This window comes from Methylophaga sp., from assembly GCF_048266885.1.
Taxonomy (GTDB): Bacteria; Pseudomonadota; Gammaproteobacteria; order Nitrosococcales; family Methylophagaceae; genus Methylophaga.
The window spans coordinates 54586-73116 of record NZ_JBLWYR010000002.1; the positions used below are offsets into that span (position 1 = coordinate 54586).

The following is an 18531-nucleotide window of genomic DNA, read 5'->3' on the forward strand; positions in this document are numbered from 1 at the left end:
GGCGGCCGAAATATCAAACAATAGAGATTGATTTGCCACGTCGTTATGGCTGCATACGCGCTGGGCGGTTCAGAGGGCAATACATCATCGTAAATGCACAACACTCATCAATTTGGTTTGGCAGAAATCAGTGCTGCCACAACAACTGTCAGGGATTAGCTAACAGTTGTTTTAATTCTGGAATGCAGGAGCCACAGTTGGTTCCGGCTTTTAAACAGCGGCCAATATCATCAACTGATTTGGCTTCACCTTTACGAATTGCGTCTTTAATCGTGGTCTCCCCAACTGCAAAACAAGCGCAGACCAGTTTTCCTTTATCTTGTTGTCCGGGCCCAGGGCGGCCTGCCAGCAGACTTTGCCGGGCAGTCGCATCCAAAGTTTGTTCAGTAAATAATTGAGAAAGCCAGCCACGTTCCGGCAAATGATGATCGGCTGCCAGAAACATCACGGTCTGTAATTGGTTATCCACAATATTGGCAGCACGATAGCGGCCTGCCCGTTGATCACTGAATTCCAGCCATTCACCTTGCTGTTCAGTAATATTCTGGATCCACTCAAGTGGGTGTTCTACCCAGTTTTCACCAGCCAGTTCATAACGCCAGAACTGCTGACCTTTGACCTTGACCCAATAAGCCGTTTCAGTGAGGCTCAATGGTTGCCGGGATAAAATAAATCCATGCCAGCGCGGTAAGAATGGTCGTACATTCACCGGGGTATGTTTGGACTCGGGTTGTCCGGAAATTGGATCAGTAATGGGGGCGACCAGTGTGTCGACCCGAGCCTGAGAAGCAAACTGACCATTCCAGTGAATCGGCACAAAGATACTGCCTGGGCGTTGATCCTGAGTTAGATTAACCCGCCCAGTAAGCCTTCCCCATTTGCTCTCCACTTGAGCCAGTGCCTTGTTCTGAATTTGCCAATGTCCAGCATCAACTGGATGCATATCAATCATCGGTTCACTGATATGGGCATTTAATCTGGGCGCCCGCCCGGTGCGGGTCATGGTGTGCCATTGATCACGAATACGGCCGGTGTTTAACACCAAAGGATAGATATCATCTACTTCGTTTTGCGGATAATGTGGCTCTACCGCGATCATTCTGGCTTTACCCGATGCAGTATAAAAATGATTGTCGACAAACATTCGGGCAGTGCCTTGCGGCGCATTATCGGTTACTGGCCACTGAATCGGCTGTAGTGATTCATATTCTTGCTCGGTAATATCTGCCAAGGCACTGATATCAAAATCACGCTCGCCCTGATTTTCAAATGCAGACAATCTGGCATGTTCACGAAATACATCCACGGCAGTTTCAAACTCAAACTGTTCGGTAAAGCCCATACGTTTGCCAACTTCTTTAAGCATCCACCAATCTGCTTTCGCTTCGCCGGGTGCGGGTAAAAAAGCTCTTTGATGGCTAATTCGTCTTTCTGAATTCGTTACGGTGCCGTCTTTTTCGCCCCATCCCAATGCTGGGAGTAAAACATCGGCAAATTCGGTGCAATCCGTCTGCTTTTCAATCTCAGAAACAATGACCAATTCGCATTGTTTTAATGCTCTTTTGATCTGATCGGCATCCGGGATGCTTACTACTGGATTAGTGGCCACAATCCAGACGGCTTTGATCTCACCACGTTCAATTGCTTGAAACATCTCAATGGTTTTACGGCCAGCCGTATTGGTTAAGCGATCGGTGTTCCAAAAACGAGATAGTCGATCATGATGTTCCGGCTTGTCGATTTCCATATGCGCTGCCAGCTGATTACTTAGACCGCCAACTTCCCGACCGCCCATCGCATTGGGTTGTCCGGTGATGGAAAATGGTCCCATGCCGACCTTGCCGATCCGGCCTGTTGCCAGATGACAATTGATAATCGCATTGCATTTATCGGTACCACTGGTCGATTGATTAACGCCTTGCGAAAACAACGTAATGGTTTTTTCAGTCGAAGCAAAAAGTTGATAAAACTTGGCAATATCGGCTTCTGACAACTCGGTCTGCCGAGCTACCTGAGGAATATTCGCAGCAGTTTTGCTGGCCGAATCCAATGATGACGCAAAGCCTTCGACATATTGTTCAAGATAATGCCAATCAATACAGTCATGTTGTTTGAGATAACTCAGCAAGCCATTAAACAGAAAAGCATCGGCGCCGGGACGCAATGGCAAATGCAAATCGGCGATATCACAAGTCGCCGTTTTGCGTGGATCAATCACCACCACTTTCATATTGGGACGATTTTGTTTGGCCTGGGTAATACGCTGAAACAACACCGGGTGACACCAAGCTGTATTGGAACCGATAATCACTAGCAAATCGGTTTGTTCGAGATCTTCATAACTGCACGGCACCGTGTCACTGCCAAAAGCACGTTTATGAGCAGCCACCGCGGAAGACATACACAAACGGGAATTAGTCTCGATATTGCCACTGCCAATAAAACCTTTCATCAACTTATTGGCCATATAGTAATCTTCAGTCAGAATTTGCCCTGACACATAAAACGCGACCGCATCCGGACCATGTTCAGCAATGATTTGTTTGAACTGGTCACTGACATGATCCAGCGCGGCATCCCAATGAACACGCTTACCATTCACTTGTGGATACAACAAACGGTTATCCAGACCAACGGTTTCGCCTAATGCCGAACCTTTAGAACACAAGCGTCCAAAATTAGCTGGATGAGCGGGATCACCCTTGATGGCGACCGTTCCATCCGCTTGCGGTGCAGCCAAAACGCCACAGCCGACACCGCAGTAGGGACAAGTTGTTTGTGTTGCGAGTTGTGCCAACAGTCAATCCTCAGAGTGAGATGTAAATCAGGCCGTCTTCGACTTTGGTTTCAAAAGAACGGGTGCAACCTTCGTCTGGACCGGTGGCTTCACCACTGCTTAAATCAATCACCCAGTTATGCAATGGGCAGGCAACACGTTTGTCGTAAACAATCCCCTGAGACAGCGGCCCTTTTTTATGCGGGCATTGGTCAAATAAGGCAAACACTTCATCCGAGCTGGTACGAAAAATGGCCACATCCCCATCCGGTGTGGTCATCACTCGTGAGCCCTTTTGTGGCACGCTCTCTACCGGTCCTACTTCAGTCCAATTTTGCATCGTTGTTTAACCTACTTGCTTGATGGGAATATAGTTTTCACGCTGTTTAGCAGCATGTTCCGCCCAAGGATCATCTTGCGATCTTTCCTGTGACTCGTAAAAACGCTGTGCCAAGACTTTGCGGTTGTCATGATCATCAACCACTTTGGCCTGCACACTTTTCAGCCCTACTCGTTCAATCCAAGGCGCGGTACGTTCGAGATAATGAGCATCTTCACGGTAAAGCTGCATAAAGGCAGCGCAGTATTCCATTGCTTCTTCTTCGGTGGCGACTTTGCAAAGGAAATCGGTTGCCCGAACTTTAATACCGCCATTCCCACCGACATGTAATTCATATCCTGAATCCACGCAGACAATACCAAAATCCTTGATGGTGGCTTCTGCACAGTTACGTGGACAACCCGATACGGCAATTTTGAATTTATGTGGCGTCCAGCTGCCCCAGGTCATTTTTTCGACTTTGATACCGAGGCCAGTGGAATCCTGTGTACCGAAACGACACCACTCAGAACCGACACAGGTTTTAACGGTACGTAGTGATTTACCGTAAGCATGACCAGAGACAAAACCGGCTTCACTCAGATCGGCCCACATTTTCGGTAGATCGTCTTTTTTCACACCCAATAAATCGATACGCTGACCACCGGTAATTTTTACGGTAGGAACATTATATTTATCGGAAATATCTGCAATAGCGCGTAATTCATTGGCATTGGTCACCCCGCCCCAGATCCGCGGCACGACTGAGTAGGTACCATCTTTCTGAATATTGGCGTGAACCCTTTCATTGATGAAGCGTGATTGCGGATCATCCTGATAATCCGGCCAGGTGCTAAGCAGATAGTAGTTCAGTGCTGGACGGCAGGAGTGACAGCCATCTGCATTTTTCCAATCTAAGGCGACCATCAGATCGGAGATAGTTTTCAGACCTTTATCTTTAATAGCGTTTTTCACTTCGCCATGACTCATGCTGGTACATCCACACATGGCTTTTTTGCTTGGAGTATCGTTAAAGTCACTGCCCAATGTCGAGGCCAGAAGCTGTTCGACCAAACCAGTACAAGAACCACAGGAAGCAGATGCCTTAGTATGTGCTTTGACTTCATCCAGGGTAAACAGACTATGTTTACTGATAGCCTTGACGATATCGCCTTTGCAAACACCGTTACAGCCGCAGATTTCTGCATCATCGGGCAGTCCATCGACTGAGTTGGTCGCGCCATGACCTGAATCACCAATGTGATGCTGACCAAACAGCATATTCTCACGAATACTGGACACATCGGTGCCATCACGCATTAACTGGAAGTACCAGGCACCATCCACAGTATCACCATATAAAACCGCACCAATCAGTTTGTCATCCTGAATGACAAGCTTTTTATAGACATGGCGGGCAGCATCTTTAAACACCAGATCTTCAGTGCTTTCATCACCAATGAAGTTACCAGCAGAGAACAAATCAATACCGGTGACTTTCAGCTTGGTAGAGGTAATAGAGCTGACATAGCGGGCAATACCCATTTGTGCCAGATGATTAGCACATACTTTTGCCTGTTCAAATAATGGTGCGACTAAACCAAATGTTGCTCCACGATGCTGTACACATTCGCCTACTGCATAGACTTTAGGATCGAAAGTTTGCATGGTGTCATCGACCACAATGCCACGCTCGCAATGAATGCCAGCAGATTGGGCCAACTCGATATTAGGCCGGATACCGACCGCCATGACTACTAAATCAGTGTCGATTTCGGTACCGTTTTTAAATACTATTTTTTCAACACGTTTTTTACCTTCAATCGCTGCTGTTTCATGCGACATCAGGAAGTTCAGACCTTTGGCTTGCAATTCATTTAACATCAGATCTGATGCCGGTTTATCCAATTGCTGATTCATTAACACATCAGCGATATGCACCACAGTGACTTCCATGCCTTGAATCATCAAGCCATTAGCTGCTTCGAGGCCTAATAAACCACCACCGATAACCACGGCTTTTTTGTAGGACTTGGCTGTTTCGAGCATATTGTCGACGTCAGCAATATCCCGGAAGCTAATAACCCCCGGTAAATCCCGGCCTGGTAATGGCAACATAAATGGGCGAGACCCCGTTGCCAGTAACAAACGATCGTATTCAAATACTTCGCCTTCAGCGGTTTCTACTTGGCGCCGAACACGATTGATATGGGTGATTTTTTTACCGGCATGCAGGGTAATGCCATTGTCGATATACCATTGGCGGTCATTGATCATGATTTGATCAATGGTTTTATCGCCTGCCAGTACAGGTGATAGCATAATACGGTTGTAGTTACCGTAAGGCTCATCACCAAAGACGGTAATGTCGTATTTCTCAGGCGCTAATTTAAGTAATTCCTCCAGTGTCCGCACACCGGCCATACCATTACCAATTAGCACTAATTTTTCTTTCATGGATCGCTCCTGCATATTCGATTAAATATGCTTGAGCAAGCACTGTGCCAACAAGTAACCTATTAATTTAATTGCAGATTAATTTTAAACAGGTAAGTAACATGCGACTTTGTGGTGCAAATTGGTGCACCACGCACAAAGATGGTGAATTACGTTTTGCTGATCCATATAGCTGCTAATAAACGGTAATACGATTACGGCCTTTATTCTTCGATTCATACATCGCGTGATCGCAGCGTTCGATCAAATTATCCATGCTTTCCCCTAATTGATATTCTGCTACACCCGCACTAATAGTCACACTTATGCTGTCATCTTTAATGCGAATCTGTAGCTGGCTGATTTCTTCACGGATCATCTCTGCAACTTTTGCGGCATGCTGTTGATCGCAGTTTTCTAACAATAATAAAAACTCTTCGCCACCCCAACGACATAAAACATCAACATCACGTACTTTTTGTTTAATGAGACGACTGACCGATTTAAGCACCTGATCACCAAACTGGTGGCCATATTTATCGTTGACCGATTTAAAATGATCGATATCCAACACAATCATCGATAATGACCAATCCTTACGTAACGCAGTTTTTTGTGCTTTGTTAAATATCCAGTCAAAAACCTGCCTGCTTGTAGCACCAGTTAACTTATCTTTGGTTGCCATGGACTCAAGTCGGCGCTGATATCCCCTTAAAGTAAAATGAGCCAGCAGCAATACACAAATACTGAACGCCAGCGAAACAGCAATATTGATCCACAATGCACTTTCAATTCGGTCGGAAGCCGGATCGTTTATTTGCTCAACAATCAAAAACCAGTCGAATTCAGGAACCAGCCGGCTGTTTAAATAAATAGTATTACCGTCCTTAGCGTCATAGGTCACAGAGGCGCTCGGATTACTAAGGATCTGCATAAACAACTGATCTAAACCTGCTTTATTTTGCAAATAAATGTCATGCTGAAACTGGCTGCTACGCAATGTTATTTCGCCTTGACGATCGACAAAATAGATTTCTCGGCCATAGCGTCGCTGATAATTTTCAATTAAATGAGCAACCGATTCCATTGATAAACCGACGCCAGTTACACCGACTAACTCACCCTGAGGGTTCATTACTCGATAATTAACAAAAATACTCATCCGGTTAGGTGCCGCCGTATCCCAGTCGATATTGATATCGTAGTCGGTGTTGATATCACGAGTCTTGAAATACCAGCTATCCGCGGGATCAGTTTCATCAACCTGTTTGATAATGCCTTTTGGGTGATAATAATTACGAGTTTTTTCGGAGACAAAAAAAGTCGTAATGGTGTTGTATTTACGCTGAATTTGCGCCAGATAATCTGAGAGTTGTTGCGGATCTTGTTCTCCAGACTCAGCCCAATTAATCAGGAATGTATCGTTAGCCATCAATGACGAAATCAATAAAGGCTGTAATAGATCACGCTGGATTTCGGAATAAATGTTGTCACTGGTCAACGGTAACATTTGTTTTTGCAGTTGATCGCTGGTGGAATCACGCGCGACAAAATAACCAATCAGACTAGTAGCCATAAAGCCAAGCAAAACCAGTGAACTGATCGTCAGCGTAAATATCCGTTTACGATTTTGCATATCAAATGGCTCGTTATAAAACAAAGTTTTCAATCATAGAGAATTTAGCGTCAGGATCCTAGCGCCGGTTTATCTTACCGCACGATTAGTCTGACGAAATAGATTCTAAATTTGTTTTACGGCCTGGGCGTCTTCAGCGGTTAACTCATGCGGTTGCATATGCAGAATTTTCGACTGGATAAATTGGTACATATCAAGATATCGTGTATGAAGGGAGTGAAGGTTTTCCTCACTATTTTGTTTTTTTCCTGCTTGATAAAGTTTAATCGTCATGGTCATTAGGTGGTGAAAGCTTCGATATTTCTCCCGCAGAATTTGCAGACATTCTTTATCAATTAACTGTAAGTTTTCCGATCGTTCCAGCCAGACGCCACAATGAGATTGTTTGAGCGAGATGATGGACCATGCTGTATTGGTCTCGTCCGAATCGAGTGAAAAACGTTTTTCCAGACTTTCCACGCTTAATTCTAAATACAAGCAAAACAGGTTCAACTGTGTCCATTTAACATGTTGTCGATGATAACGATATTTGTGCCAGTCTACCGGCAAAGAAAATTGCTTATTCCAGGTTGGCAGCTCGGAAACTGGCATCGGTTTGGCAATCACATATCCTTGAGCAAGTTCACAGCCCATTGACAGTAATATTTGGCCGTGACGAAGTGATTCAACACCTTCAGCAATTACCTCCAGATCAAATGATCTGGCCAACACAATAACGCCTTCGACGATTTTGCAGTCATCCACATCCACCAACATATTACGTACAAATGTCTGATCAATTTTTACTGCAGAAACCGGTAACGTGCGGATATGACTGAGAGAAGAATAACCCGTACCAAAATCATCCAATACGGTTTTGATATTAAATTCGTTTCTGCAGCGACGCACCACATCAACTATCAAACTCAAATCATCTAAGGCATGACTTTCCAGAATCTCAAATTGGAAGAACTGTAAATCGACCTCAGGAAAGTCAGCAATGATCTCTCCCAGACGTTGTAAAAATCCATTAAAGCCAAGATGGTAAGCAGACAAGTTAATGCTGATATGCCAATTTTGCTGCTGATTCTGCCATTGCTGTAAGTGTGTTAGAGCTTGTCGGATGACCCATTCGCCTAACTGTATCTCTAGCGTTGTCCCATTGATTAAAGGCAAAAACTGTTGCGGAAACAACATGCCCTGCTCGGGATGTTGCCAGCGAATAAGTGCTTCGTACCCTACTACTTCACCAGTACACATACTGATTTTAGGCTGCATGAATAGCTGAAATTCATTTTCAGTCAATCCACGGCGGATCGCATACAACTGCTCAGATTTTTCATCACGCCAGCCTTCCTTGCCCGTTTCATACATTCGAAAGGTTTTCTTGCCATCGAGCTTAGCTTTATAAAGTGTCTGATCAGCATGCTCTATCAAAGTCTGCATCGAGCCTTGATCAAAGGGATAAACGGTATAACCAATGGAGGCGCTTATACGGATGTTGTGATCAGCGATTTGATAAGGTCGGCTGAGTTCGTCGGTTAATCTGTGCAGCAATGCTTCGCAATCCTGACGATTCTGGATTTCGCCAAGCAGAATGACAAATTCATCTCCGCCATATCGAGAGACCGTATCATCCTGGCGCAACATGGATTTAATACGTTGTGCAACCTCAATCAATAATTCATCACCAATGTTATGACCTAAATCGTCATTTACTGGTTTGAAGTTATCCAAATCAAGAAAACAAATCGCCAATAAACTTTGGGTACGGTTGCTATGGGCGATTGCCTGTTCAAATCTATCAGCAAGTAAATTTCGATTGGGAAGTGCTGTTAACGCATCATAATGGGCAAGTCGTTCCAACTCGGCCTGATGCTGTTTCAACATGGTAATGTCAGACACTAATCCCAAATGAAATAATTCACCAGATTGCGGATCAGTGGTGCGATGAATGGTCAAAACTTCGGCATAAAATGAACCGTCTTTTTTACGATTCCATACCTCACCACGCCAAAAACTATTTTGGCTAAGGCTTTGCCACATTTCACTGTAAAAGGCTTTGCTTTGTTTGCCGGAACTGAGAATATTGGGCCGATTGCCAATGAGTTCAGCCCTGCTGTAACCCGTGATATCACATAATGTATCGTTTACATCAACAATGACATTGTCAGCATTGGTGATAATGATGCCTTCATGAACGCGATCAAACAGTAATTCCAAAAGCGTGTGTCTTTGATGCGTAGCCAGGGCGCTCACGGGAAAATGTCCTTATATAACCATATTTTTTTCATGGTTTTTAACACAGCTTCTCCACATTAAGCAAACTATTTCAAACAAGCATAAAAAAAGCCGGTTGAATCAACCGGCTTTCTTCGCTAGAAAATGCAGCTAAATGTTATTGAGCCATGTTCCAGATATGAGAGACCACTTCCCACTCACCAGCATCATCTTGTTGTAATACCGTCATTAATACACCTTGGAAAGTCTGTGTTTGACCATCCTCAGCTTCAACATCTGCAGACCAGTTGGCCAATTGGCTGACCTGACCATTTGCTGAATAGGTGGCGATGGTATCGATTTGATGATTGTGCAAGCCATTTTCGAAAAAGCCTTGGAACAATGCACCAATTTCTTGTTGGCCATTTAATACGTTGCCATCACCAGCCGATACTGTAGCTTGTGATGCGTATAGCTCAACTAACGCATCCAAATCCTGTGCGTTAAAGGCAGCATTCCATTGCTCATTAGCAGAATCAACTACTTCTTGTGCATCATAATCTGCAGTAGGATTACTGCAAGCAGCTACCGCTAGTACAATTAGCCCCAATGGTAAAAAACGTTTTAATACTTTCATTATTAACTCCTTAGTTGGTCGTTTTATCGACAGAATGATTTTGAAAAACATGTCGTTGTTGATAAATTTTTTGCAATAACGACATGAAATGCTTGGATTCGGCTTCGGTTAACACCTGCATCAATTGATTTACTCTTTGATAATAGCCGGGCATAACTTCATCAAGTTTGGTTTGGCCCAATACCGTCAAACGGATTTGCACTTGACGTCTATCTATCTTGGCATGCACTCGACTGATTAATTTTTCGCGCAACAAACCATCCAATAAACCGGTCATGGTTGCACGCGAAACACCTGCTTTTTCAGCCAAAGCAGAAGGGGTTGAGCTCAGGTTATCTTCACGCATTAGCAACAGTAACACCCACCATCGCCCTTGCAGCAAATCATATTCAGCCAGATAACTATTTAAACCTTGAGACAAATCTGAACCGACACGTAACAAATTCAAAAAAGTAATCACACTTTTTATATCGGTTTCTGGATAGCGAGCTGCAAATTTCTGCATGATCTCGGCATTAGGAATATCTTTAACTTGCAACATAGCAGCCAGCTTATAGTTAGCCAGCTAACTATGTCAAATCTAATTAATATCGTGATTTTTTTAAATGATGCTATATTTGAAGCAGAATTTAACATTCCTGTTTATTGAGACCACTTTCTTGTTTTGTACTAACTACACTCAAATAAATTCATTCCACACTGCTAAGATTGGGTCGTTATCTTTCCAAAAGCTATTCAGCTTTTAAGTGGTGGGATTTGTGGTCAAGAAATCCATTTTTAAATTGCGTTATCCTGCTAACAGCAAATTATGGCTTTACACCATAATGATAATTCTGCTGGCTGTGCTGATAATTTTTCATAATTATCAACAGCAACTCTCGGCCTACTCATCTCAAGTCAATCAACAGATTGCTCAACGTAATCAATTGCTTGCATTAATGCAGGCCCAGCTACTTGAGTCAAAGCTGGAGGCAATTGACCAGACACTGAAATTAATCAGCTCTCATCCCGATTTTGTAAGCGATCCAGAACCACATACCTATTTGCTTAAACAATATTCAAGTAACAATCCTGAAATGCAGGCTTTATTACATGTTACAGCTGATGGATTATTACGCTATCCCATGCATCTGCGCGGTCCACTGGATTTATCTGAGCGTGATTATTTTGTAGTGCATCAGAAATCTAAAACCGATAATGTCTTTACCACGAAACCGATGTTACCAGGTCGTGGACATGTAGATCCTGTGATGGTCATCAGTCGTGGTTTATATGACGCAAACGACAATTTTCAAGGTGTCGTAGCGGCTGTTATCGATATCAAAACTTTCTCGTTGGCTCTCAGTGGCATCAGTGTAAATGCCCAATTGTTTTCGTCTATTGTGCATGAAGAAGGTGAAATAGTTTTCCGAGTGCCTTATCAAGATTTTGAGCCAGGACAAACCTTGGATTACGTTACTGAACGAGTTGAAACAGATAAATTACCACTAGCAGGAGAAGGTATTTATCAACGATCCAATGGCGATTATTATCAATTTGCTTATCAGACGCTGCCCAAGTGGCGACTCCATGTGTTTGTGGGAGAAAATCGAGCTGTAGTAGATGAGTTACTCTCTCTCTATAAGTTTTCACATCTGCGTAATAGTGCCTTAACGGCATTATCATTAATTATTTTGATTCTGACCACGGCTTGGTTAATCGGTCGTCGTTTAGAGATAAACCAACAACTCATTGAAAGTAAGGCCGCCTTACAACAAAGTTACCAGCGTAATCAGGCCATTATTAAAGCAATTCCTGACCTGCTGTTTACCATTGATAGAAATGGCAAAATAATTGATTTTGAACAAGGTGAAAGCGTGCCATTGTTGATGCCAGAAGAAGATTTTATCAATAAGCATGTCAGTCAAACCTTACCTGACTTTCTGGCCCAACGAACTTTGCAGGCATTACACAAAACCTTGGATGAAGGTGAAAGTGATTACTACGAATACGAGTTGAATCTGACCGGTAAGCAACATTTCTTCATGGCCCGAACCTCGCCGATCAACCAAAACAGAATGCTGGTGGTGGTCATTGATATCACCGAACGTAAAAAATCTGAAAATGCCCTGCAGTGGCAAGCCACACATGACAGCCTGACCCAATTACCTAACAGAGTATTGTTTTACGATAGGCTAAATCAGGCTATTGCTGAATCTGCTAGATACAAACAACCATTTTGCTTACTTTATATTGACCTCAACGATTTTAAAGCTGTTAACGATAATTATGGTCACTTAAATGGTGACTTGCTGTTGATTCTAGTCGCTCAACGTATCCGAAAAACGATTCGTGAATCTGACACTGCAGCTAGACTGGCTGGTGATGAATTTGCCATCATTATTAACCACAGTAATCTTGAAGAAGCTCAGCAAGTGACAGATAAACTCCGCCAGCAATTAGCGTTGCAATATGAGCTTAATGATGGAGTATTACTGAATATCAGCGCTAGCATTGGCATTGCCTGTTATCCTCATGATGGTAAAAACGCCGATGAACTTATTTCCTATGCGGATGACACGATGTATGACGATAAACGTTCATCCAGTTCATAGACGCCATGAGCGAAACTCATTAGCAATGGTGGCTCTGAAAGATAACCAGATCGCTATGGTAAGCTGATAGCTATGAATTCAAAGATTGAACAACTTGGCCTACGCTTTAACAAAACACTTGATGGGATAGATCAACAAGCCAGCAAATGGGTTGCCCGTAGTCTTGATAAACACCTCAGTATTGGCATTACCGGTTTCAGCGGTAGTGGTAAGTCCACTTTTATTACCAGCCTTATCCACCAGCTAAAATATTCAAATCATGCACATTTGGGGGGCTTCCTGCCAGCCAGAGATGAGCGTCTGCTCAATGTCGAATTACAGCCATTGGAAGACTTGCCATTGTTTAACTATCAGCAAGGTATTCAAGCTTTAGCTGATGATCCACCACTCTGGCCACCCTCCACTACCAATATAAGCGGTTGCCGACTGGTCATTGAATACAAAAAAAAATCCATGTTGCCTACTTTTACCGGGGAAACACGCCGCTTAACATTGGAATTACGTGATTATCCTGGCGAATGGTTATTGGACATCGCCATGTTGCAGCAGGATTATCGCCAATGGTGCTTGGATACGGCGGCATTATGTTCGAAGGGAATCCGATTTGAACTAGCAAAAGAGCTGAAAGCCGAATTGGACACGCTGGATCCGTTAGCAACCTTTGATGAACAACAATTCGACGCGTTGTTTGTCCGCTATAAAAACTTTTTAGTGACGTGTAAAACAGATGGCCTTACCTTTATCCAGCCGGGACGAGCATTGTTACCTGATAGCAGGGAGTTTCCGGCGTTTATTCCTTTGTTCAATCTGCAAACACTTAGCGAGCACCAATTAAATAAAGCAGCAGAAGACTCGTTGTATAAGGTTATGCAGCAGCGCTATAAAACCTATCTTAAAGAGTTTGTTCAACCCTTTTATAAAACCTTTTTCCGTGGCATTGATCGCCAAGTTGTGCTGATTGATGTGTTAAAGGCGCTCAGTGGTGGCAAGGAAAAATTTGATGATATGGTGATCGCTTTCAGCCGTATTATCGACTGCTACCGGGTTGGCAATAATGCATTCCTTAATCGATTGTTTAGTCCTCAAGTCGAAAAAATTCTCTTTCTGGCCTCTAAACCCGACCGTATATTGATGAATCAACATGAATCCCTACGTCGGCTATGTGACGAGATCATCAGCCATATTTGCCCACAATCGGTCAGAAATCGTATTGAGATTGAAACTGAAATTGTCGCCGCTGTGCGTAGCACGCATGATCATAACGATCACTTAACAGCCCGATTGTTGGATGGAAAATATGGTGAATTACGCCACCCTCCCATTCCTGATCAACTACCTGATACAGCACAGTGGCAACAGTTATCACAATGGAACCCGCCGGTGCTAAGAGCGCCCGTTAATCCCGACTTATTGATTGGTGGCCGTTTGGCGCATATTCGGATGGATAAAGTGTTACGCGATCTGATTGGAGATAAATTTTAATGGCTTCCACAGATGATTTTTTTAATCCAAAACCTGAGCAAGAAACAGCGCCCACAGCACAAAAAACGGAAACGTTTTTCAAATTGATTGCTGACAATCAGGAAGTAACTCTTCCCGACTCAGTCGAGGCGGATTTATTAACAGATTTTGATGACGCTTTATTGATACCACCCCGGCGTAATCGTGGATTAAAGTGGTTAATCGCCACATTATTTATCGTATTATCAGCCATGTTAGCCTGGGATGTAGCCGATTTTGCTCAAATGTTATGGCAACAAAGTCGCGTTTTAGGAATAACCTTCAGTGCTTTTGTATTGTTGTTGGTGGGCTTAGTCATGCAGCAATTGCTGGTGTTTCGTCGTAACCAAAAACAACTGAAACAAGCAGATCTTATACGTGAAGAAGCTTCTCGATTAATGCATGAACAACATAATGGTCAGGCCAAAAAATGGCTGCATTCGTTGCAAGATTTTTATCAGGATCAACCTCAAAACGATTTACTAACGCCCTGTATTCAACAACTACCAGATTATCTAAATGATGGTGAAGTAGTAAATCGGATTAGTGAAGACTTTTATAAACAACTCGACAAACAGGCTATCAACATTATTGAACGTACCAGCATCAGCAGTGCTGCAATGATTGCCGTTAGCCAATTGGCGGTGGTGGATTCGCTGCTAGTGGTTTGGAAGACGCTTAAAATGATTAATCAAATCAATATGATTTATGGCGTAAGACTAAATCGATTGTCGCAATGGCGTTTAAACTTGCGTGTTGCCAAAATTGCCTTGGGCAGTTATGCCAGCCAGGCTGGCATCAGCTTCTTTTCCGAACAAGTCGGTATCGGTTTAGGCGGGAAAATTTTGGGCAGTGTAGCTCAGGGATTTGGTGTCGGTTTGTATCAAGCCAGAATTGGTATCAGCGCCATGCAACAAATCCGCCCAGTTGCCTTTACCAGCGATGAAAAGCCCAAACTCAATATGTTTGCCAATATTTTACGTCGAAAACTCACCAAACTGACTGAAGAAAACGATTAACATTTAGCTCAGTTTTGTGACGTAATCGCATGAGCATTTAAATGATTGGATCCAAACACATGAACGCCATTACGACCAGCTGATTTAACCTCATACAACGCTAAATCGGCTTTTTTGGTGAGCTCACTGACGGTTTCCGTTTCAGAATCCCCGTTGAATATGGCAACGCCAATACTCAATGTGATGCGGAAATCATGAGTATGCACATGCAGTGGCTTAGATACAGTTTCCAGTAGATGTTCAGCAACCAGTTGGGCGTCCTCAGACTTTTTGATTTCGGTCAGTAAGATCACAAACTCGTCGCCGCCCACTCGGCTTAACGTGTCGGTTTGACGTAGACAATGTGCCATTCTATCCGCCACGGATTTCAGGATTTCATCTCCTACATCATGACCATGCGTGTCGTTGATTTGTTTAAAATGATCGATATCGACAAACATCAAAGCAATCGGATAACCCACCCGTTTCGCGTGAGCTAAGGTATGACCAATTCGTTCGTCGAACAAACGTCTATTTGGCAATCCCGTTAAGGTATCGTGATACGCCATCTGGCGAATACGATCCGACTCAGACTTGCGTGCTGTAACGTCTTCGATTTGCGAAATAAAGTGAATAACTTCACCTCTTTCATTTCGGACCAAAGAGACACTCAATAATACAAAAATAACATCGCCGGTTTTATGGAAATAGCGCTTTTCCATCTGATAGTGTTCGAGATCACCATTCAGCAGTTTTCTTACATAGTCTAAATCCAAATCCAGATCATCTGGATGGGTGACATCAACAAACGTTTTATCCAGCAACTCTTCTTCGGTGTATCCCAACATGCGACAAAGAGCACCATTGACCTCTAACCAGCTGCCATCAAGACCGACGATTGCCATACCTATTGCCGCAGTATCAAATGCATTTCGGAAGCGCTCTTCACTTTGCTGCAAAGCCAACTCGGCTTGTTTACGCCAAGAAATATCTGTCTTGGTGCCAATCACCCGTATTGCATTATTCTGAGCGTCGCGTTCGCCAACAGTGGCACTGCCCAACATCCATTTCCAACTGCCATCTTTGCTGAGAATACGATGTTCGTTACGGTATTCTGGTTTTTCACCGCTAAGCATTCGGTTGATATCTGCGGTGACCCGTTCGATATCCTGTGGATGAACCAGCTTCAACCAATTTTCCATGTGTCCCGTGATTTCACCCGGCGCATAGCCAAGCATAGCGAGTAATTTATCCGAGAACACTACTACATTATTGGCAACATTCCAGTCCCATACCCCTGCCCCACTGCCCTCAAGCGCGTGTTTCCAACGCTGTTCAGTTTCCAGAATCGTTTTCTGATGCTGCCAGTCTTCAGTAATGTCATAGCTGACACCCACCAGCGAAAGAATTTGCCCGGCTTCGTTAAAGTAAAGTTCAGCCGATGTATGTAACATCTTGATATCAGAGCCATGATGAATTCTAAAACGAATTTCTATCGGTTTATGCTGTTGCATGGCTTGTTCGACAGCCACTCGAAAGGCTAACAGATCGGCTTCATGCACTAACTTTTCAAACTGGGAATAATCTAATTGTTGCGTATCAGGCTTCAAACCAAATACTGTACTCGCCATGCTATCCAGCAAAATAATGTTGGTTTCAATATCCCACTCCCAAATCGCAATCTCCGCCGCTTCTGTAGCCAATGCCAGACGGCGTGCATTTTGTCGATATGATTTGGTCATTTGAGAAGCGATACGAATGGCGTTTGCCCGACTTTTGGCAATCGCAGCAATCACCAAAGCGAATAATAATGAGATCACCGTGCCGATTATCCAGGTAACTAAAGTATTATTGCGCGACATGGTACTGACAAACTCTTTATCTGGTTGACCGACAAAAGACCATGTACGTCCACCAACCTCATAGCTTTTTTGCAAACTGAAGGATACGTCCGCAGCCTCACCGGTTTGATTGAACAGCAAATTCTCTGATTTTTCTGCATTCTCATCATAGATATCCAGCAACCCCACATTTTTATGGGTGCCCAGTACATCTTTCAACACATCATCAATGCGAAATACCGCATAAACCCAGCCAGTATTAATGGTACGTTGCTCTATTGTCAGCTCAGTCTCGCCGGGATCAATCAACACAGGCAAATACATCAACAAACCGTTAATAGTGGCTGTTGAACTATCTTGTTTTAATATAACTTTCTCGGTTAACGTTGCATGGCCAGTGGTGACCGACTGATTCATGGCTGCCTGACGGTTAGCATCGGAATACATATCAAAGCCCAATGCCCGCAGATTTTTTTTGGTGATCGGTTCGATATAAAGATTTGAAGAGTATTGTTCGCGTTCGCCCTTGGGATGGATGTCATAGTTCAACAAACCGGACTGTCTGACTGCATTGATATGTGGTTGCTTTTGCTCTGGAGTGAGTGAGACCACATACCCTAAGCCTTGAATACCAGGATAATTTTCTTCCAGTTTCAAACTTTGATAAAAATTGGCAAAATCTTCTCGTGATAAATCAGGTGAAACATAAAACAATCCCTGGGTTGCCCGTAACATTTCTTCGTACGCATGAATTTTGCCCACCACCGCATCAACGGCCTGGTTAAAGGTCAACGTGTAGGCAGATTCCAAACGAACATGCTCCGTTTCAGCGATTTTCCCTGCAACGAAAAATGTCACAATCAAACCAAACATAAACGCTAAAACAGATGTGACTAGCGTAAAAGGTTTGAGCAATAAACTCTGATTAGTACGAATAATCAACTCCATTCAAAAACAAATGATTCCATTAACTATGTAAATCGTTATTTTGAAAATCAATAACGGGAATGCTTGGGAATAATGCTTAATATTGCCATCAAGTAATCTATACGAAAACTATATTCGAATAAACAATAAAATCTAAGCTATCTCGTCACAATACAAGCTTATAGGTCGGAAAAAAATCAGCAAAGCTTTATAGTGCTGATAAGCATCTCATGATAAGCTCGATTTGGGCATTTTTTTGCCCTCATAAGAAAACCAACGGAGGCATTTATGAAACAAAAAATCTTCGCCTGGATTGCTCTACTAGGCTTTTTGGGAAGTGTCACTCTACCGGTACAAGCAGCAATGATCAGTACGCCGGATGTCATTCAATCACAACAATCTCAATACGATCGTGAACAGTTATTTTCAATGCTGGATCGAGATGATGTACAAGAAAAATTAGTCTCCATGGGCGTAGCTCCAGAACTAGTACAAGAACGTATCAATAGCATGACTGATTTTGAAATTGCTCAGTTAAACCAACAAATTAACGACATGCCGGCTGGTGGTATTCTTGGCGCGGTTGTACTTATTTTTGTTGTATTTGTCATTACCGATGCAATCGGTGCGACAGATATCTTTCCATTTGTAAGACCGGTTAGATAATT

The 18531-nt window shown here is 43.3% G+C and carries 12 protein-coding genes; 4 read left to right on the forward strand and 8 right to left on the reverse strand.

All coding sequences use genetic code 11. The annotated features are described in order from the left end of the window. Positions 1 to 148: 148 nt before the first annotated feature. The 7 genes from ACN0V2_RS01405 to ACN0V2_RS01435 form a co-directional block, all read right to left on the reverse strand. A complete protein-coding gene (locus tag ACN0V2_RS01405) occupies positions 149 to 2797 on the reverse strand; it encodes a molybdopterin-dependent oxidoreductase (protein ID WP_417549005.1) in 2649 nt (882 codons plus the stop codon). A 10-nt stretch (positions 2798 to 2807) separates the two neighbouring features. After that, on the reverse strand, positions 2808 to 3116 hold the full coding sequence (nirD, locus tag ACN0V2_RS01410) for a nitrite reductase small subunit NirD (protein WP_304916640.1): 309 nt from the start codon (positions 3114 to 3116) through the stop codon (positions 2808 to 2810). A 6-nt stretch (positions 3117 to 3122) separates the two neighbouring features. After that, positions 3123 to 5552, reverse strand: coding sequence for a nitrite reductase large subunit NirB (gene nirB, locus ACN0V2_RS01415; RefSeq protein WP_417549006.1), 2430 nt, complete (start codon positions 5550 to 5552; stop codon positions 3123 to 3125). A gap of 175 nt (positions 5553 to 5727) precedes the next feature. Further along, positions 5728 to 7167, reverse strand: coding sequence for a diguanylate cyclase (locus ACN0V2_RS01420; RefSeq protein ID WP_417549007.1), 1440 nt, complete (start codon positions 7165 to 7167; stop codon positions 5728 to 5730). A gap of 105 nt (positions 7168 to 7272) precedes the next feature. Further along, positions 7273 to 9405, reverse strand: a complete 2133-nt coding sequence (locus ACN0V2_RS01425) for a putative bifunctional diguanylate cyclase/phosphodiesterase (protein ID WP_417549008.1) — start codon at positions 9403 to 9405, stop codon at positions 7273 to 7275. A gap of 139 nt (positions 9406 to 9544) precedes the next feature. Then, a complete protein-coding gene (locus ACN0V2_RS01430) occupies positions 9545 to 10003 on the reverse strand; it encodes a YybH family protein (RefSeq protein WP_417549009.1) in 459 nt (152 codons plus the stop codon). Between the two features lie 10 nt (positions 10004 to 10013). Continuing rightward, complete coding sequence (locus ACN0V2_RS01435; RefSeq protein WP_417549010.1) at positions 10014 to 10544, reverse strand: MarR family winged helix-turn-helix transcriptional regulator; 531 nt, start codon at positions 10542 to 10544, stop codon at positions 10014 to 10016. Positions 10545 to 10761: 217 nt separating this feature from the next. Here ACN0V2_RS01435 and ACN0V2_RS01440 point away from each other — a divergent pair, with 217 nt between their 5' ends. The 3 genes from ACN0V2_RS01440 to ACN0V2_RS01450 all read left to right on the forward strand — a co-directional run bounded on the left by ACN0V2_RS01440 (position 10762) and on the right by ACN0V2_RS01450 (position 15116). Next, positions 10762 to 12597: a diguanylate cyclase domain-containing protein gene (locus ACN0V2_RS01440; protein WP_417549011.1), complete on the forward strand. Its 1836-nt coding sequence runs from the start codon at positions 10762 to 10764 to the stop codon at positions 12595 to 12597. A gap of 72 nt (positions 12598 to 12669) precedes the next feature. After that, complete coding sequence (locus ACN0V2_RS01445) at positions 12670 to 14079, forward strand: YcjX family protein (protein ID WP_417549012.1); 1410 nt, start codon at positions 12670 to 12672, stop codon at positions 14077 to 14079. Further along, entirely contained in the window at positions 14079 to 15116 is a 1038-nt protein-coding gene (locus ACN0V2_RS01450; RefSeq protein WP_417549013.1) for a TIGR01620 family protein, read from the forward strand. The genes ACN0V2_RS01445 and ACN0V2_RS01450 overlap by 1 nt, the downstream gene beginning before the upstream one ends. Positions 15117 to 15124: 8 nt before the next feature. Here the strand turns inward: ACN0V2_RS01450 and ACN0V2_RS01455 are convergent, their stop codons facing one another. Continuing rightward, a complete protein-coding gene (locus ACN0V2_RS01455; protein WP_417549014.1) occupies positions 15125 to 17884 on the reverse strand; it encodes a PAS domain S-box protein in 2760 nt (919 codons plus the stop codon). A gap of 267 nt (positions 17885 to 18151) precedes the next feature. Between ACN0V2_RS01455 and ACN0V2_RS01460 the strand changes: the two genes are divergently transcribed. After that, positions 18152 to 18529, forward strand: a complete 378-nt coding sequence (locus ACN0V2_RS01460; protein WP_417549015.1) for a DUF6627 family protein — start codon at positions 18152 to 18154, stop codon at positions 18527 to 18529. Positions 18530 to 18531: the final 2 nt, after the last annotated feature.